This is a genomic window from Microbacterium timonense (assembly GCF_900292075.1).
In the GTDB taxonomy this organism is placed as follows: Bacteria; Actinomycetota; Actinomycetes; order Actinomycetales; family Microbacteriaceae; genus Microbacterium; species Microbacterium timonense.
The window spans coordinates 393,305-416,951 of sequence record NZ_OLMV01000003.1; the positions used below are offsets into that span (position 1 = coordinate 393,305).

A 23,647-nucleotide genomic window follows, 5' to 3' on the forward strand; every position below is an offset into this window, starting at 1 on the left:
CCGCGTTTCGTCTCGCTTCGCTCGCTCAACGACCGGGTCTCGCTTCGCTCGCTCAACGACCGGAGCAGCGACGAGATCTCCCCGCTCGCGAAACGCATCAGCCGATCACCACCCGAGGTCGGCTGCGGACGGCATCGGAGATCCGCAGCAGCAGCGCCACGATGATCCAGTTCGCCACAAGCGAGGACCCACCGGCCGCGAGGAACGGCGTCGTCAGACCGGTCAGCGGGATGAGGCGGGTGACGCCTCCGACCATGATGAACACCTGCAGCGCGATGGTGAACGACAGGCCGGTGGCCAGCAGCTTGCCGAAGTCGTCCTGACCGGCCAGCCCGATGCGGATGCCGCGGCTCGTGAAGACCATGTACAGGCACAGGATCGCGAACACGCCGATGAGGCCGAGCTCTTCACCGAGGGCGGGCAGGATGTAGTCGCTCTCGGCCACCGGCGTGAGGTACGGGCGGCCCTGGCCCAGTCCCGTGCCGATGAGGCCGCCGTTGGCCATGCCGAAGATGCCGTTGACCAGCTGGAAGCTCGAGTTGTCCATGAGGTCGGGGTTGAACGCGTCGAGCCAGTTGGTGAAACGCGCCCCGACGTAGGGCAGCACGCGCGAGGCGAGGAAGGCCCCCGAGACCGCGAGCACGACACCGATCAGCACCCAGCTCGTCTTGCCCGTGGCGACGTAGAGCATCGCGACGAACATGCCGAAGATCAGCACGCCGGTGCCGAGGTCGCGCTGCAGCACGATGATGCCCAGCGAGATGAGCCAGATCACCAGCAGCGGCCCGAGTTCGCGGGCGCGGGGCCAGGTCAGACCGAGGAACCGCGTGCCGGTCGAGGTGAGGCTCTCGCGGGTGCGCACCAGGTAGCCGGCGAAGAAGATGCCCAGTGCGAGCTTGGCGAGCTCCCCCGGCTGGAAGGTGAAGAACCCGAGGTCCACCCACACGTCCGCGTTGCCGCCGGCGCTGAGGCCGGGGATCACGGGCAGGATCAGCAGCACGATGCCGACGAACCCGAAGATGTAGGTGTACCGGAACAGCACACGGTAGTTCTTGAGGAACATCACGACGAGGATGCCTGCCACCACGGCGATCGCCGCCCACGCCAGCTGCCTGGTCGAGAACGCGTCCCAGCCGTGCCGCTCCCGGTACAGGTCCAGGCGATAGATCATCGCCAGACCCAGCCCCGTGAGCAGCGTCGCGATCGGCACCACGAAGGGGTCGGCATCCCGAGCGCGCAGCCGCAGCAGGATGTGCAGGGCGATCACGAGCGCGGTCAGCCCGCCGCAGTACACCAGGAAGGTCCAGTCGATCGCACCCGAGGCGCCCAGCTGCACGAGCGCGATCGCCGATCCGTTGATGACGAACGCGAAGATGAGCAGCGCCAGTTCACGGTTGCGCTGGGTCTGCGGCACGCGGATGCGGCGCAGTGCCCGCACCACGGCGGTGTCGGCCGACACCGCGCCGGCGGCCGTGGTCGTGGACGCGCTCATCCGCTCCCTCCCGCAAGATCGCTGATGTCGGCGACGATACGGCGTGCGTCTGAGAGAGAGCTCGCCGAGATGGTGCCCTGCACCGTGGCGCGGGCGAAGTCCGACAGCGAGTCGAGGGGGATGCCGGTGTCTTCGAACGGCGTCGACAGCGAGATCGGCCCGATGTTCTGCTGCACCCCCTGGTAGATGACCACGGTGTCCTCGTCGGCGCCGACGAAGTAGCGGGTCTGCGTCCACTGGTAGCCGATCCATGCGGCGCCGGCCAGCAGTGCCAGCACCAGTGCGACGCCCGCGATCCATCCCAGCCGCCGTCGGCGTGCGCGGCGCCGGTCCTCTTCGATGAGCTCCTCGAGGAACTCGGCGGCCGGCTCGAAGTGGGTGGGCTCGTTGGCCGCCTGCCGGTTGGGATGCAGCCAGCTCGAGCGGCGCGGCGCGGCCGCGGGCACCTCGACGCCGACGGGGTTGGACGCCGAGCCGACGATCGTCGGGGTTCCCGAGAAGACCGGATGCTGCCCGCCGACGTCGACGATGACGATCGTGACGTTGTCGGGAGCCCCGCCGTCCAGTGCCTGCTTGAGGAGGCTGTCGGCGGTGCGCCCGGGCGCGAGCCCGAGCCCGAGGGCCTTGGCGGTGTGGGCGTCGTCCACCACGCCCGACAGTCCGTCCGAGCAGAGCAGCCAGCGATCGCCCGGCTGCGTCGGCATGATGAACGTGTCGAGCTCGGGGTCGGTGTCCATGTCGCCGAGCACGCGCATCAGAACCGACCGGCGCGGGTGGTAGCGGGCCTCCTCCGGCGTGATGCGGCCGGAGTCGACGAGGCGCTGGACGAAGGTGTGGTCGGTGGTGATCTGCGTCAGGGTGCCGTCGCGGTAGAGGTAGATGCGCGAGTCGCCGATGTGGGCGATGACGGCGTAGTCGTCCACCATGATGAGGGCGCTCACGGTGGTGCCCATGCCCGCCAGCTCCGGGCGGAGGTTCACGGTGTCGACGAGGTCGACCGCGGCATCCGAGATCGCATCGCGCAGTGCCCGCTCCGCCTCCGCCGTCGACTCGTACGGCCGGTCCAGCGCCTCCAGGCGCGAGATCGCGAGGCTGGAGGCCACGTCACCGCCGGCGTGACCGCCCATGCCGTCGGCCACGACGAAGAGGTTGGAGCCGGCGTAGCCGGAGTCCTGGTTGTTGGAGCGCACCTTGCCGGTGTGCGAGATGGCGGCGCTCGAGCCCTGGAAGACCATGTGCGAGGGGTCCGCCCGCTACTTCCGCAGCTCGAACGTCGTCGCGCCGACCTTGATGGGAGCGCCGATGTTCACGGGGACGGGGGTGGTCACGCGCGCGCCGTCGTGCCAGGTGCCGTTCGTGGAGTCCAGGTCCTGGATCATCCACTGGTCGCCCCACAGCACGAGGCGCGCGTGGTGGCTCGACGTGTAGTCGTCGCGGACGACGAGGCCCGACTCGCTGGAGCGGCCGATGGTGAGCGGCTCGTTGCCCAGCGGAAGCTCCAGACCGGCTTTGGGTCCGCTCGTGATCACGATGCGCGAGACCGTGGCCGTCGTCGCGCGTCCTCCGGCCGAGGACGCGGCGCCGGACGAGACCGGCGAGACGGGCGCCGTCACCGCCGAGGGCGCGGCGCCGGCGGCGGCCGGTGCCGGCGCGACGGCCGCGGCACCGGCATCCGGCATCCGTCGAACCTTCACGCCGAAGAGGTCCGCACGCAGCGAGTACACGACCGCGAAGACGAACGCCCACAGCAGCACCAGGAACCCGATGCGCAGCAGCAGCAGGGTGAGCTCGCTCATGCCAGCGGACCCCTCTCCCGCGGATCGTAGGCGGCGTCGAACATGCGCGTGGCATCGTCGACGGATGCCGGGGGCCGCGCGGGTGCGGCCTGTGCGACGACGCGGAACACGATGTCGGTCCGGCCGATCCGCACGGTGGAGTCGGGCGGGAGAGCGGCCTCGGTGACCTTGCTGCCGTCCAGAAGGGTGCCGTTGGTGGAGCCCAGGTCGCGGACCATCGCGCGCTCGCCGTCCCAGAGGATCTCCACGTGCTTGCGGCTGGTGCCGGAGTCGGCGACGGTGATGTCGGCGTCGCTGCCGCGCCCGATCACGGTGCGCGACTTCGTCAGCGGGATGCGGCGCCCCTCGACGTCGACGACGCCGCGCCACGCGACGCGTCCGCCCTGCGCGGTCGTGGACTCCACGTGCAGCGTGCCGGTGGAGAGCTGGTCGTCGCGTCGCAGCGAGATCGACACCGGTCCGGCGAAGGAGTAGCCCTGCGCCTTCGCGTGCTTGTGCACGAGGGTGTCGAGCTCGTGGACGAGGGCATCGCCCAGTGCCGACATCCGGTCGTCGTCGGAGGGCGACAGCGACACCGTGAAGGTGTTCGGCGCGAGGATGCGGTCGCGGCTGACCACGGCGGCCTTCTTGTCGAGCTCGCTGCGCAGGGCCGATGCGATCTCGACAGGCTGGATGCCGCTGCGGAAGGTCTTCGCGAACGCGCTGTTCACCGCGCGTTCGAGACCTTTCTCGAAGCTGTCAAGTAGTCCCACGGAGCTCCTCTTGAGGGGGTGCCGGTTGCTACATGCTAATTGCACAGGCTGTACCCGTCATGGATCCGGTCCCGGAGGTCGCTTCGCCGGACGTCCGCGAGTCGGTCTTCCGCGTGGACGCAGCGGCGCCCGGCCCCACGGGATGCGGGAGCCGGGCGCCGGAGGGTCAGCGGTTGAACCGATCCGGGTGGAACGTCAGGAAGCGCGCGTCGCCCAGGTCCAGCGCCTCGGCGGCGCGGTTCAGGTGCACGGCGTTGGCGCTGCCCCATCGACCCGTGTCGAGGCGATCCAGCAGCAGCTGTGTCGCGGCGAGCGTCTCGGCCGCCGTGAAGTTGCAGTGGCCCGCCGAGGCGACGTAGGTCTGCCGCAGCAGCGACGCGTTGCCGGCGCGCGTGACGCGCTCCTCGTACTCCTGCTGCTGCGCGACCGTCGAGATCTGGTCGCCCACGTTGTTGAGGGTCACCGTGGGAACGGAGATGTCGCCGGTGAACTCGTACGACGCGGCGAACCGCGCGACGGCGTCGGGATCGGCCTCGACGCGGTCGGCGGCGTTCACGGTGGCGAGATCGGCATCCAGCGACAGTCCCGCCCGCTGGTACAGCTCCGCGACGACGCGGCGGGACTCGGGCGAGGCCTTGCGCAGCTGCTCGGCGTAGTCGATGCCGGTGTTCCACGACGGCATGCCGCCGAACACGAGGGTGCTGGTGTAGCGGCTGCTCATCGCCTGTCCGATGTACGGGAGCGGGTCACCGGCCAGCGCGCCGTACCAGGCCGCCTGATAGGCCGCAGGATCTCGCGGGTCGGGGTCCGCGATGCTCTGCGACCACGCCGGCAGCTGCCCGATCGCGGCGGCCAGTGCGATGCGTGCCCGTCCCTCGGGCGTCTGCTGCGCGTCGGCGAGCCGCGTGAGCCACGCGCTGCGCGCGCCCTCGATGTCGGCGGGCACGTTCTCCACCGGCAGCACGCCCGCCGGGTCGAGCAGCCGGGCCAGCACGAAGACGGTGTCGAGCTTCTGGTTCCACTGCGACACCGTTCCCGAGAGGCCGCCGCATCCGGCCAGCACGCCGTCGATGCGGTCGGGGTGCAGCTCCCCCGTCGCGGCGGCGATCATCCCGCCCATCGACGTGCCCGTCGCGATCGCACGCTCGGGCTCGCCGACGGCGTCGGCGAAGGCATCCAGCGCCTCGATCTGGTTCTCGACGGCACCGCTGAGATTCCAGCCGGTGACGTTCCTCGTGGTGCCGCCGTACGCGTAGCCGCGATCGATGAGCTCCTGTTGCGCGGCCGAGACCGGCCCGCCTGCGAAGTCGAGGTCGACGAAGACGGTGCCGTTCCAGTCCGACGGCACGACGAAGCGGTACGCGGTCGTGTCGGCGAGACGGCCTTCCACGATCCGGTCCGTCTCGTCGGCTGCGGCCGGGACGGCCGTCGTGGCCAGGTTCGGAGGTCGGCGGTGCGCGTGATATCCTCGGGAAGTTGAGTTTCGCGGGATCTCCGGATGCCGCGGCTCGCGCGAGTGGCGGAATAGGCAGACGCGCTGGCTTCAGGTGCCAGTGCCCGAAAGGGCGTGGGGGTTCAACTCCCCCCTCGCGCACAGCGACACGTAGCCGGCCCGAGGTCACATCCTCGGGCCGGCTTCGTCATTCCTCGAGCGATCCCCTCGCCTCCCTCCCCCCGGGGCGCCGCCTCGGGCGGTTTGTGCGGAGAACACGCCGTTGTGGAGGCGGCCGAAACGGCGTGTCCTCCGCACAAACGGATCGGGAGGCGGCGGCTAGGCTCGGCAGCATGAGTGGCCGGGGCGGCGCCCAGGGCGGTGAATCACTGGACCTGCCGGGTGTCGATCGTGAGAGCGAAGCGGTCTACCTCGCCGTCCTCATGGCGGGGCGCACTCCGGCCCGCGAGGTAGCCGCGAAGGCCGGGCTCGACGAGGCGACGACGCTCGAGCGGCTCGAGGGGCTGCGGTCGGCGGGACTCGTGACTCGGCTGGAGTCGGCGGACCCCGAGTATTCGGCGGTCGACCCGCGCTTCGCCGTGCGCGCGCTCGCCGAACGGCTCAGCGAGCAGACGCTGCGACTGCGCGAGGCGATCCCCGTGCTCGCCGATCACTTCGACGCGGCGGCCGCCTCCTCGGCGGACGTGCCGCAGAGCCTCTTCGTGACGGATCCGGATGCCGTCGCCGGCTGGTACGCCCGGCTCCAGCACCAGGCCGAGCGCGAGTTCCTGGCGTTCGACCGACCGCCGTATGTCGCGGCATCCTTCGATCCCTTCGAATCGGCGGTTCTCGCGCGAGGCGTCCAGTGGCGCGCGATCTACACCGTCTCGAGCTTCGACGAGGGCGCCACATGGGAGGAGGTGGGAGAGCTCGCCGAGCAGGGCGAGCAGGCCCGCATCACGGACGAGCTGCCCGTCAAGCTGGTGGTGGTCGACGGGCGCGTCGCGCTCGTCTCATTGAGCCTCGAGCCCGGGCGCATCGTCGCGCTCGTGACCCACGCGCTGCCGCTGGTCGCGGCGCTGCGCACCCTCTTCGAGTACGAGTGGGCCAGGGCCGTCCCCCTCGCCGCCGCCGCACCCGGGCGCGCCCTGCCCGAGACGACGCGGCGCTACCCCTCGACGCAGTCCGATGCGCCCTCTCCCGAAGACCTCTCGATCCTGACGCTGATGGCGGTCGGCATGAAGGATGACGCGATCGCGCGCCGCCTCGGCATCTCGGTACGGACACTGCGGCGGCGCAGTCAGGAGCTCATGGTCGCTCTCGGGGCGAGCAATCGCTTTCAGGCGGGCGTGGAGTCCGCGCGCCGCGGCTGGATCTGACCGCCGATGTAACGCACGGGTTTCAACATCTGGCCGGTAGAGGACAGTGTCCTCATTCGGCCACCGTCGCCGGAACGCGCCCTCCCAGAATGAGGACCAGTCCGATCCGCTCGGGATCGAGCCGCATCCTTCGAGGACCACCGTGACCGCTTCCACTCGCGCGCCGCTCCGCACGACCGCCCTGTCCACCGTCCTGGTGCTGCTGACCGCTCTCGCGACGGCGCTCCTTCCCACCGCACCGGCTGCCGCGGCTGCACCGGCCCACGGCGCCGTCGCCGGCCCGGCGGCGACGGTCGACGCATCCGAGTACGAAGACGGGCGGTATATCGTCACGCTCCGGGATGCCGCGGCCGCGACGTACCGGGGCGGTGTCTCGTCGTACCGCGGCACGCAGCCCAAGCCGGGCGACGACCTGAACGCGCGCTCGAAGGCCGTGGTGGCGTACGCGGATCACCTCGTCGCGCAGCAGGAGGCGGTGGCCGCCGACGCCGGCGCGAGCATCGTCACCTCGTACACGCTCGCCACGAACGGGTTCACGAGCACGCTGAGCGCTCAGCAGGCCGCCGACCTCGCCGCCGATCCGCGCGTCGCTTCGGTTGTGAAGGACGAGCTCCTGCATCTGCAGGCAGCGACTCCGTCGACGGACTTCATCGGACTCAGCGGCGACGACGGCGTCTGGGCACGTCTCGGGGGCGTGGATGCCGCGGGCGAAGGTGTGGTCGTCGGGATCATCGACTCCGGGGTCGCACCCGAGAACCCCTCGTTCGCCGGCGACGCCCTCGGCTCGGCGCCCGGACAGGCGCCGTATCGCGATGGCGACGCCGTCGTCTTCGACAAGGGCGACGGCAATCAGTTCCGCGGTGTGTGCCAGACGGGTGTGGCCTTCGCTGCCGATGACTGCACCACCAAGCTGATCGGCGCCCGCTACTTCGTGGACAGCTACGGCGCCGACTACATCGGCACGGACCGCGGCGAGGTCGTCTCGCCGCGCGACGGCAACGGGCACGGATCGCACACCGCGAGCACGGCCGCCGGCAACGCCGGCGTCCCGGCGGCAGTCGCCGGAAGGGACCTCGGCGAGATCTCGGGCGTCGCGCCCGCTGCCAAGGTCGCCGTCTACAAGGCCTGCTGGACCGGTTCGACCCCGTTCGACGACGGCTGCATGACGGGCGACCTGCTCGCGGCGATCGATGCCGCGGTGGCCGACGGCGTGGACGTCATCAACTACTCCATCGGATCGGGCGGCGCGGTCAGCACCGTGTCCCTCACCGACCAGGCGTTCCTCGGTGCTGCGGCCGCGGGCATCTTCGTCGCCGCGTCGGCCGGCAACGACGGACCGAGCGCCTCCACCGTCGACAACGCCGCACCGTGGATCACCACCGTCGCCGCCAGCACCATCCCGAGTTACGAGGCGACCGTCCGCACCGGCGACGGTCACGCCTACGCGGGCGGATCCATCGCCGAGACCGCGGGGGTGAGCGGCCCGTTCGTGTCGGCGAGCAGCGTCGCCGCCGCAGGTGCGGCCGACCCGCAGCTGTGCGGCCCCGACACGCTGGATCCGGCCAAGGCGGCGGGCGCGATCGTCCTGTGCGAGCGGGGCGTGGTGGACCGCGTCGCCAAGTCGGCCGAGGTGGCACGCGCCGGCGGCATCGCGATGGTGCTCGTCAACCCCACCGCCAACTCCATCGATCTCGACGTTCATGCGGTGCCGACGATCCACCTGGATGCCGACGCCTATGAAGCGGTGAAGGCCTATGCCGCCACCGGCGGAGCGACGGCCGTCTTCGAAGACGGCAACACCAGCGGCGCCCCCTCCCCGGTCACGCCGCAGCTCGCGGGATTCTCGTCGCGCGGGCCGGTGCTGGCCGATGGCGGCGACCTGCTCAAGCCCGACATCACGGCGCCCGGGGTCGCCATTCTCGCCGACGGCCGCAACGCCGAGGGTGAGGAGCCGACGTTCGAGCTGCTCTCGGGCACGTCGATGGCTTCCCCGCACGTGGCCGGGCTCGCGGCCCTCTACCTCGGCGCGCACCCGCAGGCTGCGCCCGCCGAGATCAAGTCGGCGCTCATGACCACGGCCTCGCACACGCTCCGCCCCGACGGCTCGAAGTTCACCGACCCGCTCGGCGAGGGCTCGGGGCACGTCGAGCCGGCGCGCTTCCTCGACCCCGGCATCCTGTTCCTCAACGGGATCGACGACTGGAACCGCTACATCCAGGCGATCGGCGCTGCCGACCTCGGCCTCGAGCCGCTCGACCCGTCGGACCTCAACCTCGCTTCGGTGGCCGTCGGCAGCCTCCCCGGGGTGCAGACCGTCACGCGCACCGTCACCGCCACGCGGGCGGGCACGTATACCGCCGAGGAGGTGAGGATGCCGGGGGTCGACGTGACCGTGAGTCCCGAGCGTCTCGAGTTCGGGGCGGCCGGTGAAGAGAAGTCGTTCACCATCACCTTCCGTCGCGTCGACGCGCCCCTCGATGAGTTCACGACCGGCACGCTGCTGTGGACCGGATCCGACGGTGACGCCGCAGTGGTGCCGCTCGCGGTTCGTCCGAGCGTCATCGCCGTGCCCCGGTCGGTGACCGGGGAGGGCATCGACGGCTCGCTCCAGCTCGCGGTGGATGCCGGCGAGACGATGGACGTGCCTCTCACGGTGTCGGGCCTCGTCGCCGGGCGCGTCGTCCGCGGATCCGGTGTCGCGGGAGGCGCACCCGACCGCCACGTCGTCCGCGTTCCCGAGGGCACGTCCTCGGCCCGATTCGAGCTCGTCGGCACCGATACGCGGAGCGATCTCGACCTCGCGCTGTACAAGGTCGATGATTTCGGCGGTCTGCTGTATCTCGGCGAGGCGACTTCTCCTCGAGCCGACGAGACGATCGTGCGTGTCGACCTCGAGCCCGGCGAGTACGTGCTCGACGTCTCGTTCTTCTCCGGCGACGGCGACCTCGGCTACGAGCTGACGAGCTATCTGCTCGGGGGCGATCCCGACGAGGGGCAGCCGCGCATCGACCCCTCGGTGATGTCGATGCGCATGGGGGAGACCTCCACGGCCGCCCTCTCGTGGACGGACCTGGCTCCCGGTTCGCGCTACTTCGGGCGGGTCGCCTACGGTGCGACCGGCGCAACCACCGACGTGTACGTGACGACGCCGGGTGAGGTTCCCCCGGCCGCTTCGGAACCGTCGATCGACGTCGCTCCGCATTTCGTGCGCCCCGGGCGGACGTTCACTGTGTCCGCCGCCGGCCTGCCGACGCGCACCGCTTACGAGATCGCACTCGACGGCGTCCCTGTCACTGCGGGCATCAGCGGCGATGACGGCACTGCGGCGCGGCGGGTGACGCTTCCGGAGGATGCCGCTGAGGGCACCCACACCGTCACGATGACGGTGGAGGATGTCGAGCTGTCGGGCGAGCTCGTCGCCACACGGCTGCTGGTGCATGACGTCTTCGAGAACATCGAATACCTCGCGGATGGCGGGGCCGAGGTCTCGGGGGAGGTCATGTTCGGCGGCGAGGGAGTCGTCCACGTCGCGATGACCAGCGCCGGTGGTACGGAGGTGCTTCGAGAGGATCTCGATGTCTACAGCGACCCGATGTTCGAGGTGGACTCGGCGCGGACGGCGCCGGTGCGTCTGGTACCCGGTGACTACGTGGTGCGCGCCTGGGCGGACGGGGACGACGGTCCGGTGATGGTGCGCGAGCGGGCGTTCGCCGTGGAGGAGTCGGCACCGAGCATCTTGACGCTCACCCGGAACCCCGACGACGAGAACGCGGTCGACCTCGTGTACGACAACGCCGCCGGCGCGGTGACGCAGGCGACGATCAGGTCGAAGACCTGCGCGGGGCCGCTGGTGTTCGGATCGGTGTGGATCGACAAGCCGGTCGTGACCGCGACCTTCGATCTCACCGGCATCACGGGAATCGACGTGATCATCGACGGAGCGGTGGCGGGCTCGTACGCAAACACCGGCTCCGAGCGGTGCGCCCCGAAGACGGAGGTGTCGCACGACTTCTGGGTGGTCGCCTCGGACCCCGCCCTCGACGGGTCCAGCCGGGCGGCCGAGGGGATCATCCTCACCGTGAACAACCGGTACCCGGCCTACAGCGGCGGGTTCGACCTCTCCGCGGGGTATGGCTCCGACATCTACGGCGATCGGTTCTACGCGGAGCAGGTTCCGCACGACCGCGTGACGGAACCCGGACCGGTGGCGACCAGGACCTTCGCGGCCGCGGAGGGTGAACCGTTCTGGGTGCGAGCCAAGTACGAGGTGCTCACGCCCGACATCCACATCTCCGCGCACCGGGTGGTCTACGCCACGGCGGTACAGCTGGCCGATCTGCAGCCGGTCGTGGACCCGGGCGACCCGGGGACGGGTGATCCCGGCTCAGGTGGTCCCGGCTCCGGCGGGCCCGGTTCCGGTGGGCCTGGTTCGGGTGGCGGCCAGCCCGCCGCGGGCGGCGCCGACCCCGGAGACCTTGCCGCGACCGGCGCGGGCGGCGTCGCGCTGCTCGCCTTGATCGCCGCTCTGGCACTGGCCACGGGTGTGATCCTCGTCCGCGTGCGTCGGCGCCGCGCCTGACCGCTCGGGCCCCCTCCTGCGGTTTGTGCGGAGGACACGCCGCTACGAGGGCGATCGAAACGGCGTGTTCTTCGCACAAACCGGGGATGGCAAGGCGAGGCGGGTCTCGTGGCTGACCGCGAACGCGGAGCGGAATGAGAAGGGTGGACCGGCGGTTGGGGCCGTTCGTGAGCAAGAACTGGAGCGAGGTGCGCCGCTACTTCGAGAACGCTGCGATCGTCCATCTGGCGACACTGATGCCTGACGGGGCTCCGCACTCCGTCCCCGTCTGGGCGAGCGTTCACGAGAACGGGATCGCGGTTTTCATGGAGACCGGTTCCCGGAAGGACAAGAACCTGCTCGCCGATCCGCGAGCCGCGCTGTCCGTCACCGACCCGGCCAACGCCCTGGACATGGCCTTCGTGCGCGGCCGGGCCGTCCGTCGCATCGAAGGAGCCGATGCCCTGCCGATCGTCGACCGGATATCCCGGGAGTACACCGGCGATGCGTACCCCCTGCGAACGGGGCTGGTTTCGTACGTCATTCAGCCCGAGGTGAGCTGGTCGCGCGACCACTCCGAGTAGATCGGGCCGGCGCACACGCCGGCGCCCGGGAAACCGGAATCGCCGGATCCGGAATACCCGCGACCTGAGTTGCTGTTCACAAGTGAGACTGCTGACTTGCAGTGAACAACTCAGGGAGATGCCATGACCCAGACCGCAGCCGTGCCCCTCGTCCCGGAAGCCGTGGCATCGCGCCGCGCGCGCATCACGCTGCCGCCCCGCGCACGGTTCTGGACGGCCGCCGCGGTCGCCGGCATCTCGCTCTGGACCAGCGCCGCGCCGACGACGACGTATCCGCTCTACGCGAGCACGTGGCATCTCACCGCCACCGCGACCACGGCCATCTTCGCGATCTACCCCATCACGCTCGTGGTCTTCCTGCTCGTGTTCGGCCAGGTGTCGGACTACATCGGCCGTCGCAACGCCATGCTCATCGGCGTCGCCGGCATGTTCCTCGGCGTCCTGCTGTTCGCCCTGGCGCCATCGGTCGGCTGGGTGTTCGCGGGGCGGGCGCTCGTCGGCGCCGGAGTCGGGCTCGCGCTCGCGCCCGCGACGGCGGCGGCTGTGGAGTTCAGCCGCAAGGGCCAGGAGGGCCGCGCGTCGTCCACGACCACGGCAGCCACGGCGGTGGGGCTGTCGCTCGCGACGATCATCGGCGGGGGCCTGATCCAGTACGCGCCGCTGCCTCTGTATCTGGACTTCTGGGTGCTCCTCGGGGTCGTCGGCGTGGTGCTCGTGCTGGTCTTCCTCCTGCCCCGAACCCCCGCCAACGTCGCTCAGGGCCGGTGGCGGCCGCGCCCCATCACCATCCCCCGCGGCATCCGCCTGCTCTACGCGGCATCCGCCGCCTCGGTGACGGCCGCGTACGCCTTCGGATCGGTGTTCCTGGCGCTGGGCGCCGATATCGCGCAGGACCTCATCGGCTCGCAGGACGTCTTCGTGACGGGAGTGGTGCTCGCGATCATGTCGGTGATCATCGGCATCACGGCCATCGTGACCCGCCGCATCGCGCCCAGGGTGCTCGTGCTCACCGGTGCGGTGATCACGATGGCGGATCTGGTGCTGCTGGAGGCGGCGGCGCAGTTGCACTCGCTGCCGCTGTTCATGGTCACGACCGTGTTCTCCGGCGCCGGGTACGGCCTGCTGTTCTCGGGCGGTCTCGGGCTGATCGCCACGCACGCGCCCGCTCACCACCGCGGGGGGACCATCGCAGCGGTCTACCTCGTCGCGTATGTGATCCAGGGGGCCGTCGCCCTCGGCCTCGGTGCGGTGGCCACGGCCGCCGGGCTCGGCACCGCCCTCGCCGTGGGAGCAGGCGCCATCTCGGCGCTGGCTGTGCTGGTATTGGTGCTGGGGACGATCCTCAGTCGGTCGATGAGGAGGGAGGCCCGGACGCCATGACGAACCGGAAGACGCGCGCACAGCCGAACTGCTCGATCGCGCGCACGCTGGAGGCCGTCGGCGATCGCTGGTCCTTTCTGATCCTGCGAGAGGCCCACAACGGCATCACCCGGTTCGGCGACTTCGCCGCCCTGCTGGGCATCGCACCGAACGTGCTCACCTCGCGACTGGCGTCCCTGGTGGATGCCGGCATCCTCGAGAAGCGCAGCTATCAGGAAGAGGGCGCGCGGACGCGCTACTCGTATCACCTGACGCCGAGCGGACGCGATCTCAAGGTCGTGCTGGGCGCGCTGCAGCAATGGGGCGACGCGCACGTCCCGCGGCCGGGCGGTCCGACGGTGATTCGTCGCGACACCGCGACAGGCGAAGACCTCGCTGTGGCGTTCGTGGACGCCGACGGGCGCGCCGTCGACGACGATGAGGTCGTGTTCGAACCGGTCCCCGGCGGCCCGGCCGACCGGTACGCCGCCTGGCGGTGACAGTCGAATCGGCGAGAATGCGTACGCGCTGACTCGGCTCCGGAGGCGACCGCTCAGCCGCCGCCGAGGCCGTCGAGCGCCGGAACCAGCGTGAACACGATCTCTTCGATCTCGCGACCCACTCCCGGGGCGTAATCGACGTTGCGTGACACCTCGGTGAAGCCCACCTTCTCGAGCACGGCGATGGACGCCGCATTGTGTGCGGCCGCGCGCGCGAACAGCGGGCGCGTCGGCTCGCGCGAGATGAGCAGGCGCAGCGCCGCCGTGGCCACTCCCCGGCCCCACGCGTGGCGCGCGATCCAGTAGGTGACCTCGCGATCGCCGTCGACGGTGAAGGTGGCCGCGGTGCCGGCGAACCCGCCGTTCTCGGTGACGACGAACGACAGGACGTCGTCCGCGGCGCGCTGGCGCGCGATCCACGCGTCGAACGCCGCGCGGTCGTCGGGATCTTCGGCGGTGAAGGCCGCCATCGCGACCGCCTCGCGGTCACGCATCATCTCGAAGATGGCATCGAGGTCGTCGTCGTCCAGGGCGCGCAACTCGATGTGGTTCACGCGCACCACGCTAGCCCCGGCATCCGACATCCAGAAGCCGTGCGCCGGTCGATCACGCGAAGCCGTGGATGCCGCGCAGCACCTCTTCGGCCCGCTGCCCGTCGCGGCGGGCGAAGGCCTCGCGGAACTGCTCGTAGGCGGCAGTGCGTCCCAACGGGCACTCGATGAAGGGCTGCCAGCCGGAGAGGTTGCGCCGGATGGCGATGGCGTACTCCCGCACGAACTGCACGAGCGCGACATTGCCCGAGGCCTTGGTCACCACGCGGAAGAACGCGTGGCTCGTCTGGGCCAGTCCGTCGCAGTCGTCGGCGCGGGATGCGGCGATCACCTCGTCGAGCCGCTCCAGCGCCTCTGTCAGCGTGTCGTCGTCGCAGCGGGCCGTCGCCATGCGCACCGCGATGCCCATGTTGTAGGCGACCAGCTCGAACGTGTCGGCCTCCGCCTTGTCGTTGGGCAGAGAGACGCGCGTGTAGCGGTGGGGCGAAACCTCGACCAGTCCCGCACGCTCCAGTCGCTGCAGCGCCTCTCGCACCGGCGTGCGCGAGACGCCCAGCCATTCCGCGAGCTCGTGGTCGCGCAGCCGCGCGCCGGGCGCCAGCCGGCCGTCGAGGATGGCTTCGCCCAGGCGCTCGTACACCTCGTCTCCGAGGACGGCGCCCCGCGGCTCGAGCGGAACGAAGGGGGCAGTCATGGGTGGCACCAGTGTACGCCGGACGATTCAGCTGCATAGGCCTGGAAGCCGGTCCGCGGGGACGGGCTCCGGCAGCCCTTTTCCACGCGCTGATCACGGCGGATTCGGCCGGATCCGACACTCGCCCTGACGCTGATATATCGGTACCATTGGCCTGTCCACGCTACGGCGTGGCCTATCCGGGGGGATCCGTCGACGCCCGGGCTTCGAGCATCGCTCAGCCCGGGCGGACGATGGGACCGCGCGCTCGCAACCCCGAAGTGCAACGTTTGTGTCACCATCCGATATGGGTATCGCCGTGCGCGCGCGTCTTCACTACGTTTGAGGCAATCGCCGCAATCGCGACGAGATCACCGAAGAACGGCAAGTAATGAGCACGCAGGGCACCGTAAAGTGGTTCAACTCGGAGAAGGGCTTCGGCTTCATCGCTCCCGATGAAGGCGGCGCCGACGTCTTCGCCCACTACAGCGCCATCCAGTCCAACGGCTACCGCTCCCTCGAGGAGAACCAGCGCGTCGAGTTCGAGATCGCGCAGGGACCCAAGGGACTTCAGGCAGAGAACATCCGCCCGCTCTGACGCGGGCAGGTCGCTTCACGCGGCCACGAGCCGCGGCATCCCGATCATCAGAACGTGGATGCCGCGGCTTCGGCATGCCCGCGGCGCTCAGCCGCGGTCGCCCCGCACCAGTTCCATGCCCGCGCCGGCGAACTGGCGCAGCGTCGCATCGGGGAGGAATGCCCGCGTCAGCGCGCCGCCGATGCGCGTCAGGTCGGTCTCGTCTCGATACAGCAGGTACAGCGTCTCGTAGCGCGGGTGGAACTTCTCTTTGAAGCGGTGCAGTGACCCGAAGCCGTAGACCGGCTCGAGCGCTTCGGCCAGTTTGTCGCTGAGGGTCGCGATCATGCCCGCGTCGGGCGGGTAGTCGTGAGCGAGGGGCGCGCCCGACAGCGACATGATCTCGGCGCCCTCGTCCGAGAAGAGTTTCGCGGACGAGCCGATGAGGAACTCCATGACGGGGCCGAAGCCGCCTTCGCGACGCCGCATGAGATCGAGCGTCCAGCCTCTGATCGCGCCCCCGCCGCCGTAGATCGGCAGCCACGACAGGAACCCGTCGACGTCTCCGTTGGGGGCGATCGCCAGGGCGAGACGCACCTCGGGGTCCTCGGCCTCCACCAGCGTGCCGAGCGTGAAGCCCATCTCGGGAAGACCCTTGTCGCCCACCCACATCTCCGAGATCGCGCGCAGCTGCTGCTGCACTCCCCACGACTCGTCCTTGAGCCGGGTCATGCGGAAGGTCATGCTCTCGCGCCCGGCGCGGTTGAGCGATGAGCGCACCGAATTCCAGCGCTTGCCGGTGAACTCGAGGCCCGGCAGGTCGACGATGGTGTCATCGGCGACGACGAGACTGTGCCACGTCGACGGCACGGCGGCGCGAGTCGCCTCGTCGGCACTGAAGAAGCAGGGGATCAGACCCGCATGTTCCGCGTCGTCGATGAACTCCTGGACGGATGCCGCGCGCGTGTCTGCCGGGCCCAGCGGGTCGGCGAGGGCCAGGGCCACGCCGGCCCTCCGCTGGTAGGCGACGATCCCGTCGGCCGTGCGCGCGTAGCTGTTGCCCTCCCACGTCGTCATCCACGACAGCGTGCCGCCGCCGTGGGCGTGGAGCATGCGTGTGACGTCGTCCACGCCGGGCGCCGGCTGCCGGCCGATACGCGAACGGCGTCGCGCGCGGAAGGCGCGACGAACCCAGATCAGGTACACGAGCATCAGCAGCCAGAGCAGTCCGCTCGCCAGCGCCAGCTCGGTGTCGCCGTCGATCGTCGCCTCGACCTTCGCCTCGCTGACGAGCACGATGAGGACGGCGACGGCGATCCCCGACAGCACGTTGAACACCGCCAGCGCAAGGGCGACGACCCAGGCCCACCGTCGACCTCGCCGCAGTCCGTCAGCGACGAGGATGATGACGACCACGTCGATGGCGAAGTCGATGAACCCGCCCGACACCGGCTCGGTGGGGCCGAACGGCCCGTTGGTCGGCACGAGGATCGTGACGACCTCGATCGCGCCGAGCACCAGCACCGCGATGAACGCGATGAGCCGCTGCTCGCGCACCGTCGTGCGCTGGATGCGCAGCGAGCGGTCCACGAACAGCACCAGCAGCACGGCGAGCAGGTGCTCGAGGTCGGCGAGGGTCCCCCAGAACACCATGGCGACGAACACCGTGCCCAGGAGGACCAGCCACGCTCGCACCCGCCACGGCGTGCGCAACAGGCCGACGGCCGCGGCGATGCAGGCCATCGTGCCGCCCGACGCGCCGACGTCGAGGGCCGCTGCCTGCGCTTGCGCCCATTCCCACGGCAGCTGTGATGCGCCCCACAGGAGCAGCGCCGTCGCGAAGATCGCGAACAGCTGGCCGACCCAGTAGTACGCCAGCGCGACGCGGCTGCCGCGCCGCCACTCGAGGTATGCCATCCCGACGAAGCTCGGGATCGTGAACAGGTACACCCACGGGTGGTTCACGAAGAACGTGCCCGTGACCGGCGTCCACCACCGTCCCGCCTCGAAGGCCGGCAGTCCGTACGCGACCGCGTCGAAGAGGGGCGAGTCCTCGAACGGATGCCACAACCCCTGCCAGATCACGCCGACCACGAGGACCAGCGCGACCATCGTGAGGGTGGCCGGCATGCGCGCCGCGCCGGCGAGCACGCGCTGTCGTTCCTGAGTCGCCCCGTCGCTCATGCCGCCCACCCTAGCGGTGGCTCCGTTCCGCCCGTCGAGTAGCGCGGGCGCCCCCGGCCGTCGAGTAGCGCGCGAGCGCCACCACCGTTCGTTCCGCGCTACTCGCTCGGCGGGAATCCGTTCTCGCTCCCCGGATCGGCGGGGGCGGGTCCTCGCTCCCCGGTCCGCGCGGCGGAGAGACGGGCGAAGTCGGCGAGGGCCTTGGCGTCCTCGGCGTCGCGCAGCGCGCGGCGGGCGGCATCCAGCGCGCTCACCGGGTCCTGCGCCTGGCGGGCGTGCGCGAGCTCGCGCTGCGCCGACAGCAGGCGCGACCGCGCGTCGGCGCCGGCACGCGCATGGACGACGGATGCCTCGGCCTGGGCGATCGCGCCGCGCGCAGCGGCCAGCGTCCCGGGCAGCGCCGTGCGTGCGCCGCGCAGGCGCTGCTGCGCGGTGCGGGCGTCGCCCAGGGCCAGGTCGAGCCGCCCACGCAGGCGGGCGATCGCGTCCACGGTCCGGGTGGGGTGGCGCACGGCATCCTCTTCGATGCGATTCAGCTCGTCGTCGACGGCGCGGAGCTCCGCACCCAGGCGTTCGGCGTCGGCCGGCTCCAAGTGCTCGCGCGTCACCGTCGCCTGCCGCAGGGCGGTACGCGCCGCCGCGATCTCGCCCGGAACCGCCTGCGCCGCCTGCATGACCAGGCGATGCGTCTCTTCCAGCGTGCGTGCATCGGATTCGGCCTGGCGCAGGGTCCGCTCGGCGGCCGCGAGGTCGGGAAGGGCGGTGAGGGAAGGGTCGCCGGCGTGCGCGGCCGCCTGGTCGAGAAGGTGCTGGGCCTCGGCCACCTCTGAGAGCGCGGCGTGCGCGGCGCGCGAGGCATCCCGCCATTCGTCCTCGGCGAAGCGCGCCGACAGCTCGGCGACGAGCGCGGCCGGGTCGCCCATCGACGCGCGCAGGTCGGTGAGCCTGCGGCGGGCGGCCTCGACCTGCTCGGCGGCCGAGACGTTCGCACGCACCCAGTCGCCGTGCTCGCGGCGGGCGGCCGCGACGGCGGCGAGGGCTTCACCGGCGCGTCGCTCGATGCGTGCCGACACGCGGCGGATCTCGTCGGGAAGCACGGCCGGGTCGCTGATCGCGCGGTACTCCTCGAACGCCGCGTCGCGCACGTGCTGCGCGGTCAGCCGCGCTCGCCGCAGCGACACCGGCGCGTCTCCGCCGTACAGGGCGCCCGACAGCGCGACCTCCAGGTCGAGCTCGCCCACCTCGTCGTCCAGGCGCACGAGCGTGGCGCCGGCGCGCGCCCGCGCGTGCTCGGCCGCGGCACGCGCGCGCGGTGAGCGCCGTGCGCGGCGGACGGCCCAGACGATCACGGCGAGGGCGATCGCCGCGACGCCGAACACGACCAGGGCCGGCACCAGCCACCCCAGGATCGCGGTGGCGAGCTCAGGCATGGGCGGCTCTGACGGCGTCGTCCGTCGGGGTCTCTCCCGCTGCGTCGTGCGCCGGGGCGGCTCGGACGGTGCCGTCGGGCGGAGTCTGGGCCGGATCGCCGAAGAGCAGCAGCGCCCGCAGCTGGTCGACGTCGTCGACGACCGCCTGTGCGCCTTCGGACTCGTGCGGCCAGCTGAAGCCCCATCGCACGAAGATCACGGGCACGCCGCGCGCGGCACCCCCTTCGACATCGTGGTGGCGGTCGCCTACGAGCACCGGCCGGCTGATGTCTGCGCCTGCGGCGCTGAGCCTGCGCAGGGCCTCCGCCACGATGTCGGCCTTGGCGCTGAGGGTGCGCTCGTCGGGGGTCGCGCCGACGATGGCCGTCAGCGATGTCGAGAGGTCGAAGTGGTCCATGAGCGCGGCCACCTGCACCTCGGGCTTCGAGCTCGCCGTCGCCTGGGGGATGCCGGCTGCCGCGATGTCGACGATGAGCTCACCGACACCGGGGAAGAGCTTGGCGCCGCTCGCGTAGCCGTCGAGCTTGTTGAGGCCGCGATAGAAGGTGACGGCCTCGGTCGCCTGCTCCGGCGACATGCCGACGTTGGCCTGGAACGAGTCGTACATCGGCGGCCCGATCCAATGCACGAGCTCCGCACGCGTGGGCGGCTGCTTGCCGAAGTGCTCGAGGCAGATGGTCAGGCGTCGCAGGATGCCGTCGGATGCGTCGACGATCGTTCCGTCGACGTCCCACAGCACGCATGTCCACGGAGATCTGCTCGGCATTCCACCAGCCTATGCGGAGCCGGCCCGCCGCTCCGAGACGGACCGGTGCACGCGCGCCAGCCGCGCCATCATCCGCCGCAGCTGGTCGATCTCGTCAGCAGACCAGTCTGTGAGGACGTCGCGAAGATTCGCCTCCGCCGTCGCCATGATGCGCTCGCCGATCCGGCGACCGTCGCCGGTGAGCGCGACGAGCACGCCACGGGCGTCATCAGGCGCCGGGACCCGGATGGCCAGTCCCGCCCGCTCCAGCCGGCCCACGATCTTGCTCATGTTGGTGGGCGTCATCCCGAGCGCCAGCGACAGGTCCACCGGGCGCATCGCGCCGTTGTAGCTGAGCTGGTTCACGACGAGGAACATCCCCATGTCGTCGACGGGGAACGCCACCTTCGCCATGACATCGCGGCGCACCCCGGTGCTGTCGGCCCAGTGCACGATCGAGGCGAGCGAGAGGCGGAGGTCGAGCGGATCCTGCGCGACCACCGGGCTCAGGTCGGCGGAGGCGTCGGGGTCGACGTCGCCTCGGGCCATGGTTCCTCGTTCCTGCCGTGGTGTTCTCGCTGCCCGAACCGGTGTGCCGGGAGCGGCGTGCGGACCGGCAGTTCAGTCCTCGCGGACGAGTCGCACCGGGCCGAGCAGGCCGTAGTCGCGGACGACGGCCTGCTGCGTGCGTTCCTCGCCGGTCAGCTGCGCACCGATGTCGGGGACGCGCTCATAGTAGCCGCGTGCGCGGAGGCGGTTGTTGAGCGAGCTCGACACCCGCACTCGCACGACGTTCTCGCCGGGACGGATGTCGCCGCTCACGTCGACAACCGGGTGCGCGGTGTCGAACCCTCGCGCGGGACCGTCGCCGATGCGCACGTGACCCAGTCCGCCGCACACGGAACCGAGCTCGAGCACGTAGCGCTCGCCGGCACGCACCTCAGGCACCGTCAGTGTCGCAGTGTATTCGCCCACTCCCGAGACTTCGGGTCCGACGGCGGTCAGCTGCGACCACGGCGCGAGTTCCACCTCGCCGGCGTCCATGCGGGTCACCTCGGTCGTGGGCCGCACCTCGCGCGAGACGTACCCGAGTCCGCGGTCCTCGGTGAGCACCTCGGGCTCTCCGGCGTCCCAGCTCTCCACGGCCAGCCGCCACACGTCCGCGCTCGCCACCTCGGTGCGCGAGGGGGGCGCCGAGTCCGCGGCATCCGTCGACCGGTCCAGCACGACGATCGTCGTCTCACCCGGAGCCAGCGTGAGCTCGATGACGGTGCGGTCGCCGTCCCTGCGCGCACCGCGGTGCGGGCGCACGTCACCGCTCCACGCGTCCAGCCGGTGGACCGCACCCGCGCCCTCGAGGCTCACCTGCACGGTCGCCATCTCGTCGGTCTCGTAGAGGAAGTGGTACGCGTACAGCACCGTGAGGTCGCCGTCCTCGCGGAGGTGGGTGAGCACGTGAGGGTCGTCTGCGACGAAGCGTGCCCGGCCGCCCGCGCCCAGCTCGTCGAGCGCGGACACGACCCCGGAAGGCCCGGCGACGCGCACCCCCGGCATCCCGCGCAGCTCCGTCATGATCGCGGCGAGCTCGTCGTCGCGTCCGTCCAGGCCGGGAGTGGCGGAAGCCGCCCGCTCGTGCGTGCGGTGACGCCCCGCCATGAGCGACTCCACCTCGCGAGCGCCGTCGACGATCACGAGCCGCAACCCGCGCCGCACCCACTCCAGCAGGTGCGTCGCCACGTCGGCGTCGAGGGTGCTCTGGTACACGATGAGCGCGCGGTAGCCGGGGCCGCCTGGCTGCACGGCGTCACCGTCGAACGTGACGTCGTCGCGCAGCAGCAGTGAGCCGTCGAAGAATTCGTAGGTGATGCCGGCGTCCTGCATGCCGAGGTCCTGCCACCAGTGGTTCTGCCGGTCGCGCATCCACATCGAGCCGTAGGCGACCTCGTCGGGGATGCGCTCGCCGTTCGGACCGATCAGCGCCATGCCGATGAGGTTGTCGGTGAAGTGGTCGGTGCGGAGGATGCCGACATCGATGCGCGGACGACCGCGACGCAGCGCGTACTGCAGCCGTCCGACGGCCGCGGTCCACAGCGGATAGAACTCCGACCCGGGCTGGCGGGTGTCGAATCGCTCCGAGAACATGGGCCACATGCCTTCGTGACCCGGCCACTCGGTCACGCCTTCGGCGCCTGCCGGGCTCGCCCAGCCGTGCAGCACCGTCTTGGTGATCCCGGCGGCCAGCTGGGTCGCGATGATCTGGTCGTAGAAGCGGTGGTCGAGCATGTGGTTGCGCGTGGTCGCGCCTGTCTCGGACGAGTACTGCCTGCCGAACAGGTGCGCGGGCCCGGCCAGGAGCCGGTACGCGTCGATCTGCGCGCCGAACTCCAGCGACTCCGTCTCGATGCCGTCGACTTCGGGTCCGGGCCGGGTCAGCTCGAAGGGCAGGCCGTAGCTGATCTCGGCGCGCAGCGTCATGCCCACCCGGTGCAGGAACTCGGCGAACGGACGCAGCATGTTCTCGATGTAGAGGTCGGTGAGGGTGCGCACGTAGTCGAAGCGCACCTTCTCGACCGTGAGCCGATCGGTCTCGCTGGCGGGCTGGTGGTGGTACACGGTCGAGACCGCCATGAAGGGCGCGTCGCGCGTGAGGAACGGCAGCCACGGCACGATGTCGTAGCCGCGACGGGCGCGGAACTCGTCGGCGACGGTGTAGCCCCAGAACATGCCGCCGGCGCCATACGTCGACAGCTCGAGCGAGTCCATGTACATCTGGGCGCGCGGGTTGCGGGCGATCTCGGCACGGAGGGCGGGCGTGAGGACGACGTCGTCCCAGTACGCGATGACGGCGTCCACGCCCTCCCGGTCGAGGTAGTTGACGGTGTAGTTGATGCTCGCGGACGGCGACGCGGTCTGGCCGGTGCCGTGCATCCAGTACGCGAACAGGCGCCACTCGCCCGTGTCCGGGGCGGTCCAGTCGAGGGATTCGTCGCGGACCTCGGGCGTGAGATCGACGACGGATGCCGCATCCAGCTGTCCGTCGCCCTCGAGGCGCGCCGCGACGACGGCGACGAGGTGCTGCTCGGTGATCGTGCCGCGGTGACCGGGGAGGGTGGTCTGCGCGATCGGCGCATCGAGGTCGATGCGCGGCAGCGCCCCCGTCCGGCGCTGTCCGGCCGTGAGCGTCTCGTGCACGACGTCGAGCTCTTGCGCGGCGGCGCGCTGGTCCGGGTCGATCGTCGGCAGGTTCGCGTTGGACCAGTTCGTGCCCGAGGTGAAGCTCACCGACATGCCGCGGCGCGTCGTCTCTTCGACCACGACCTGCGAGTCGTGCACCCACTCCTCCGAGCCCCACCCGTAGCGGGAGTGGTCGATGTCGCCCTCGTCCATCGCCAGGAACTCCATGCCCCCGAACCCCAGACGGTGCGCGTCCTCGATCTCACGCCGGAGTGTGGCATCGGTGTGCAGTCCCTCCGCGAGCCACCAGCGCAGCTCGGGCCGGAACTCGATGGCGGGGTCGGCGATCTCACGCCGGAAGTCGTCGAGCGTCATCGCGCGGCATCCCATCTGGTAGAAGTGTCTTCGCGACAGTATGTACTGTCGCCGCGACGCGACACAAGCCCTGGCTGCGGAGCTCG

18 protein-coding genes and 1 tRNA gene are annotated in these 23,647 nt (G+C 70.8%); 7 read left to right on the forward strand and 12 right to left on the reverse strand.

Annotated features, from left to right (window positions below; all coding sequences use genetic code 11):
* Positions 1-97 precede the first annotated feature (97 nt).
* The 5 genes from C9992_RS11085 to C9992_RS11105 form a co-directional block, all read right to left on the reverse strand.
* Positions 98-1,492, reverse strand: coding sequence for an FtsW/RodA/SpoVE family cell cycle protein (locus tag C9992_RS11085; RefSeq protein WP_106815643.1), 1,395 nt, complete (start codon positions 1,490-1,492; stop codon positions 98-100).
* Positions 1,489-2,727 carry a PP2C family protein-serine/threonine phosphatase gene (locus C9992_RS11090; protein ID WP_106815644.1) on the reverse strand — a complete coding sequence of 413 codons (1,239 nt, stop codon included), beginning with the start codon at positions 2,725-2,727 and terminating at the stop codon, positions 1,489-1,491. Before C9992_RS11090 ends, C9992_RS11085 begins: the two co-directional genes overlap by 4 nt.
* An 18-nt stretch (positions 2,728-2,745) precedes the next feature.
* Positions 2,746-3,288, reverse strand: a complete 543-nt coding sequence (locus tag C9992_RS11095) for an FHA domain-containing protein FhaB/FipA (RefSeq protein ID WP_106815645.1) — start codon at positions 3,286-3,288, stop codon at positions 2,746-2,748.
* The gene (locus C9992_RS11100; RefSeq protein WP_106815646.1) at positions 3,285-4,040 is read right to left on the reverse strand and encodes an FhaA domain-containing protein; all 756 of its coding nucleotides are present in this window, start codon (positions 4,038-4,040) and stop codon (positions 3,285-3,287) included. Before C9992_RS11100 ends, C9992_RS11095 begins: the two co-directional genes overlap by 4 nt.
* A gap of 166 nt (positions 4,041-4,206) precedes the next feature.
* Positions 4,207-5,430 (reverse strand): alpha/beta hydrolase, encoded by a 1,224-nt coding sequence (locus tag C9992_RS11105; RefSeq protein WP_235008190.1) that lies wholly within the window; start codon positions 5,428-5,430, stop codon positions 4,207-4,209.
* Between the two features lie 120 nt (positions 5,431-5,550).
* Between C9992_RS11105 and C9992_RS11110 the strand changes: the two genes are divergently transcribed.
* From C9992_RS11110 to C9992_RS11135, 6 genes are all read left to right on the forward strand, one after another.
* Positions 5,551-5,634, forward strand: a tRNA-Leu gene (locus tag C9992_RS11110).
* A 191-nt stretch (positions 5,635-5,825) separates the two neighbouring features.
* A complete protein-coding gene (locus C9992_RS11115) occupies positions 5,826-6,851 on the forward strand; it encodes a helix-turn-helix domain-containing protein (protein WP_106815648.1) in 1,026 nt (341 codons plus the stop codon).
* 142 nt (positions 6,852-6,993) lie between these two features.
* Positions 6,994-11,430, forward strand: coding sequence for a S8 family serine peptidase (locus tag C9992_RS11120; protein WP_160150872.1), 4,437 nt, complete (start codon positions 6,994-6,996; stop codon positions 11,428-11,430).
* Between the two features lie 134 nt (positions 11,431-11,564).
* The gene (locus tag C9992_RS11125; RefSeq protein ID WP_235008191.1) at positions 11,565-11,993 is read left to right on the forward strand and encodes a pyridoxamine 5'-phosphate oxidase family protein; all 429 of its coding nucleotides are present in this window, start codon (positions 11,565-11,567) and stop codon (positions 11,991-11,993) included.
* A 123-nt stretch (positions 11,994-12,116) separates the two neighbouring features.
* Positions 12,117-13,373 carry an MFS transporter gene (locus C9992_RS11130; RefSeq protein ID WP_106815650.1) on the forward strand — a complete coding sequence of 419 codons (1,257 nt, stop codon included), beginning with the start codon at positions 12,117-12,119 and terminating at the stop codon, positions 13,371-13,373.
* Positions 13,370-13,852, forward strand: a complete 483-nt coding sequence (locus C9992_RS11135) for a winged helix-turn-helix transcriptional regulator (RefSeq protein ID WP_106815651.1) — start codon at positions 13,370-13,372, stop codon at positions 13,850-13,852. The genes C9992_RS11130 and C9992_RS11135 overlap by 4 nt, the downstream gene beginning before the upstream one ends.
* Before the next feature lie 53 nt (positions 13,853-13,905).
* Here C9992_RS11135 and C9992_RS11140 read toward each other — a convergent pair whose 3' ends face one another.
* Both C9992_RS11140 and C9992_RS11145 read right to left on the reverse strand, forming a co-directional pair.
* A complete protein-coding gene (locus C9992_RS11140) occupies positions 13,906-14,406 on the reverse strand; it encodes a GNAT family N-acetyltransferase (protein ID WP_106815913.1) in 501 nt (166 codons plus the stop codon).
* Between the two features lie 52 nt (positions 14,407-14,458).
* Positions 14,459-15,097 (reverse strand): GntR family transcriptional regulator, encoded by a 639-nt coding sequence (locus C9992_RS11145; protein WP_106815652.1) that lies wholly within the window; start codon positions 15,095-15,097, stop codon positions 14,459-14,461.
* Positions 15,098-15,467: 370 nt separating this feature from the next.
* Here C9992_RS11145 and C9992_RS11150 point away from each other — a divergent pair, with 370 nt between their 5' ends.
* Positions 15,468-15,674, forward strand: coding sequence for a cold-shock protein (locus C9992_RS11150; RefSeq protein ID WP_106815653.1), 207 nt, complete (start codon positions 15,468-15,470; stop codon positions 15,672-15,674).
* Between the two features lie 87 nt (positions 15,675-15,761).
* On the opposite strand, the gene C9992_RS11155 is transcribed toward C9992_RS11150, so the two are convergent.
* The 5 genes from C9992_RS11155 to C9992_RS11175 form a co-directional block, all read right to left on the reverse strand.
* The gene (locus tag C9992_RS11155; RefSeq protein ID WP_235008192.1) at positions 15,762-17,837 is read right to left on the reverse strand and encodes a bifunctional lysylphosphatidylglycerol flippase/synthetase MprF; all 2,076 of its coding nucleotides are present in this window, start codon (positions 17,835-17,837) and stop codon (positions 15,762-15,764) included.
* 98 nt (positions 17,838-17,935) lie between these two features.
* A complete protein-coding gene (locus C9992_RS11160) occupies positions 17,936-19,267 on the reverse strand; it encodes a hypothetical protein (RefSeq protein WP_235008193.1) in 1,332 nt (443 codons plus the stop codon).
* Positions 19,260-20,033, reverse strand: a complete 774-nt coding sequence (locus C9992_RS11165; protein ID WP_106815654.1) for an HAD hydrolase-like protein — start codon at positions 20,031-20,033, stop codon at positions 19,260-19,262. The genes C9992_RS11160 and C9992_RS11165 overlap by 8 nt, the downstream gene beginning before the upstream one ends.
* A gap of 9 nt (positions 20,034-20,042) precedes the next feature.
* Positions 20,043-20,561 (reverse strand): MarR family winged helix-turn-helix transcriptional regulator, encoded by a 519-nt coding sequence (locus tag C9992_RS11170; protein WP_106815655.1) that lies wholly within the window; start codon positions 20,559-20,561, stop codon positions 20,043-20,045.
* 72 nt (positions 20,562-20,633) lie between these two features.
* A complete protein-coding gene (locus C9992_RS11175) occupies positions 20,634-23,561 on the reverse strand; it encodes a glycosyl hydrolase (RefSeq protein WP_106815656.1) in 2,928 nt (975 codons plus the stop codon).
* Positions 23,562-23,647 lie beyond the last annotated feature (86 nt).

Coding starts and splice junctions, on each gene's coding strand:
- C9992_RS11085 (WP_106815643.1), bottom strand. CDS start 1,492: ATGAGCGCGTCCACGACCACGGCCGCCGGCGCGGTGTCGGCCGACACC.
- C9992_RS11090 (WP_106815644.1), bottom strand. CDS start 2,727: ATGGTCTTCCAGGGCTCGAGCGCCGCCATCTCGCACACCGGCAAGGTG.
- C9992_RS11095 (WP_106815645.1), bottom strand. CDS start 3,288: ATGAGCGAGCTCACCCTGCTGCTGCTGCGCATCGGGTTCCTGGTGCTG.
- C9992_RS11115 (WP_106815648.1), top strand. CDS start 5,826: ATGAGTGGCCGGGGCGGCGCCCAGGGCGGTGAATCACTGGACCTGCCG.
- C9992_RS11125 (WP_235008191.1), top strand. CDS start 11,565: ATGAGAAGGGTGGACCGGCGGTTGGGGCCGTTCGTGAGCAAGAACTGG.
- C9992_RS11130 (WP_106815650.1), top strand. CDS start 12,117: ATGACCCAGACCGCAGCCGTGCCCCTCGTCCCGGAAGCCGTGGCATCG.
- C9992_RS11135 (WP_106815651.1), top strand. CDS start 13,370: ATGACGAACCGGAAGACGCGCGCACAGCCGAACTGCTCGATCGCGCGC.
- C9992_RS11145 (WP_106815652.1), bottom strand. CDS start 15,097: ATGACTGCCCCCTTCGTTCCGCTCGAGCCGCGGGGCGCCGTCCTCGGA.
- C9992_RS11150 (WP_106815653.1), top strand. CDS start 15,468: ATGAGCACGCAGGGCACCGTAAAGTGGTTCAACTCGGAGAAGGGCTTC.
- C9992_RS11155 (WP_235008192.1), bottom strand. CDS start 17,837: ATGAGCGACGGGGCGACTCAGGAACGACAGCGCGTGCTCGCCGGCGCG.
- C9992_RS11160 (WP_235008193.1), bottom strand. CDS start 19,267: ATGCCTGAGCTCGCCACCGCGATCCTGGGGTGGCTGGTGCCGGCCCTG.
- C9992_RS11165 (WP_106815654.1), bottom strand. CDS start 20,033: ATGCCGAGCAGATCTCCGTGGACATGCGTGCTGTGGGACGTCGACGGA.
- C9992_RS11170 (WP_106815655.1), bottom strand. CDS start 20,561: ATGGCCCGAGGCGACGTCGACCCCGACGCCTCCGCCGACCTGAGCCCG.
- C9992_RS11175 (WP_106815656.1), bottom strand. CDS start 23,561: ATGACGCTCGACGACTTCCGGCGTGAGATCGCCGACCCCGCCATCGAG.